The sequence below is a fragment of the Pedobacter insulae genome, from assembly GCF_900113525.1.
GTDB classification, from domain to species: Bacteria; Bacteroidota; Bacteroidia; order Sphingobacteriales; family Sphingobacteriaceae; genus Pedobacter; species Pedobacter insulae.
In genome coordinates this window covers 1-2,572 of the sequence record NZ_FOPP01000020.1, presented here as the reverse complement: position 1 = coordinate 2,572, position 2,572 = coordinate 1, and the positions used below count along the sequence as shown (strand labels likewise).

Sequence of the window (2,572 nt, the reverse complement as noted above, 5' to 3'; positions counted from 1 at the left end):
TGAGTATTTCGGAGTGATGATGCCAGTGATTTTGGTCAAACCGTGCCACTTAAAAGATCATACAATTATATAAAAAAGCTGGGATTATTCCTTTTTCAATATTCCTTTTCTGAGGGACTCACCTTTCAGGTCAATCCGGTGTGATGAGTTTACAATCCGATCCAATATCGCATCTGCAATAGTTCCTTCACCACCGATGATTTCGTACCATGCCGAGACCGGTATCTGGGAGGATATTACAGTTGATCTTTTACCATGCCGATCGTCTATAATATCCATCAGTGTTTCCCGATCCTGATTATCGAAAGCCTGCAGGCCAAAGTCATCCAGTATCAGCAGCTCCATTTTAGTTAGTTTTTCCAGTTCCTTGAGGTAGGTTCCGTCAACTTTGCTCAATTTCAACTTTTTGATCAGTCTGGCAGTTACTGTATAGAGTGTTTTTACTCCCGTAATGCATGCCTGATGTCCAAGAGCCTGTGATAGATAGCTTTTTCCCGTACCGGAAGCGCCACATATAATGATGTTTTCCTTTCGCAGTGTAAAGTCCAGTGTACCAAGGCGTGCGAACATATTCTTGTCCAGATTTCTTTCACTGGCATAGTTGATATCGCCAAGACTAGCGTTCTGCCTAAAGTTTGCCAGTTTCAGTAACCGGTCAATTTTGTTGTTCTCCCGGTCTTCCCACTGATGATCGGTAAGTAGGGCCAGGTATTCGTCGCATGTAATGCCTTCGAACCTGTTTTCCTTTACATACTGTTGGTGTAATTGAGCCATGGCCCCCAGGCGCATGCTACGTAGTTTTTCAACTGTCTGATTGTTCATTTTCTGATTTTTTTGATTGTATTATTCATATGCGGAAGCACCGCGTATATTGCTATGAAGAGGTATATGCGGTTTTATGGGTTCGACCTGGTCATCAAATAGCGGGAGTCTGTCCATATTGTTTTTCAGGATGTTCTTTATGCGCAGGTAAGAGCAGCTATCTGTAGCTAAAGCACGTTTGCAGGCATTATTGAGCCGCTCGGAGCCATAAGAGCGGTTTAGCTGGATAATGCCCAAAGAGCGCTTATAGCTTATTTCTGGGTAATCCTGCGAGGCCAGTACTTTTTCTATGCAGGCCAGAACATATTCACCGTGTGGCGACGCCTTTTTTCTGAAGAACTCAGGACTCCACTCCGAGTAGAACTTATGTGTGCTGCTCAGGTGATCGGTGTTGGTGATATAACTGCCCTTGTTAAGGTTGCGCTGATGCAGCGCAATCCTTTCATGGTTATAAAAGATCTCAACACGGCTCCTGGTGTAATGGATCATGGTCTCCTTTCCGATATACCGATAGGGAACACTATAGTAACACTTGTCGGGAGAAAAGTATGCGTAGCCCATCTTCTGTACCTTGGCTCTTTTATAGTCTTTCATTTCATAGCTATCACGCGGCAGCTCTTTGAGATACTGACGTTCAATACTCTGGAAGAGTTCAATACGGCTGGATTCTTTTCGTTTGAACAAAAGATTGTTGTAACGCTCCAATAAGAGGGCAATTTCCCTGTTAAGATCTTCCAGTGAGAAGAAAGTCATCTCCCGTAACGGATAATAAATACGCTGATAGACCAAATGCACCGCATTCTCAACCAGCGCCTTGTCCTGGGGAGAATAACTACGGGTGGGATTAATGACACAGTTATAATGGCGCGCAAAGTCTTTAAAGCTACGGTTGACATCGGCCTCATATTTACTGGATCTATTAACTGCGGACTTTAGGTTGTCCGACACGATAGCTTTAGGAGATCCACTATAGAAACGTAAGGCGTTTGCACAACAGGATAGCATGTCTTCGCGTTTCTGGCTCATGCATGCCTGAACATAGGTGTACTGGCTGCATGGAAGTATGGCTACAAATACTTCCACTGGAGCAATCTCCCCGGTCTGCTTATCGATGATCTGCAGCTTTTTACCAGCGAAGTCTATGAACATTTCTTCGCCAGCGACGTGCTGAAGTTTCATTGAGCCTTTTTCCTTAGGGTACTTACGGCGGAAATGCTCAAGAAACTGCGTATAACTGTAGGGCTCTGCTGCTAGCTCAACATATTGCTGATAATGATAAAGAAAGGTAAACCCAGGGTGGTTCCGGGCCTTGTTGACCCCCTCAAAGTAAAGCATGAGCTCATTATGGCGTACCGGGTCTAGTGTGGTATGTGATGAGAATAGTTCGGATAAAGCAGGGGTATCCAACCCCAAAAGCTCCTGACATGAATAGTCGCTACCAGCAAAGAGTTGCATATAGGTATTGACTGTATTGCGGGAAATACCGAGAACAGAACCTATTTTACGGTTGCTGTAACCCTCCAGATGTAATGTGAGTATTTGTTTTAAGTCCATCGGATCAAGTTTGTTGGCCATATCGCTGTATTTAAGAGCGATAAGGTAATTCTTTCTTGATCTTTTAAAGTGGCACAATTCGAACCGTAAAAATGGATAGGGATAAAAACTAAACCATTAAAGTGGCATCATTTAAACCGTAATCGCTGGCACTAACAGACCGAAATAGCTGGCACTATTCGAACCGTAATATCCA

The 2,572-nt window shown here is 43.8% G+C and carries 2 protein-coding genes; both read right to left on the bottom strand.

Annotated elements, in window-relative coordinates; all coding sequences use genetic code 11:
• Positions 1-84: 84 nt before the first annotated feature.
• A complete protein-coding gene (gene istB, locus BM207_RS18980) occupies positions 85-789 on the bottom strand; it encodes an IS21-like element helper ATPase IstB (RefSeq protein ID WP_262497216.1) in 705 nt (234 codons plus the stop codon).
• 54 nt (positions 790-843) lie between these two features.
• Entirely contained in the window at positions 844-2,397 is a 1,554-nt protein-coding gene (gene istA / locus BM207_RS18975; RefSeq protein ID WP_090998336.1) for an IS21 family transposase, read from the bottom strand.
• Positions 2,398-2,572 lie beyond the last annotated feature (175 nt).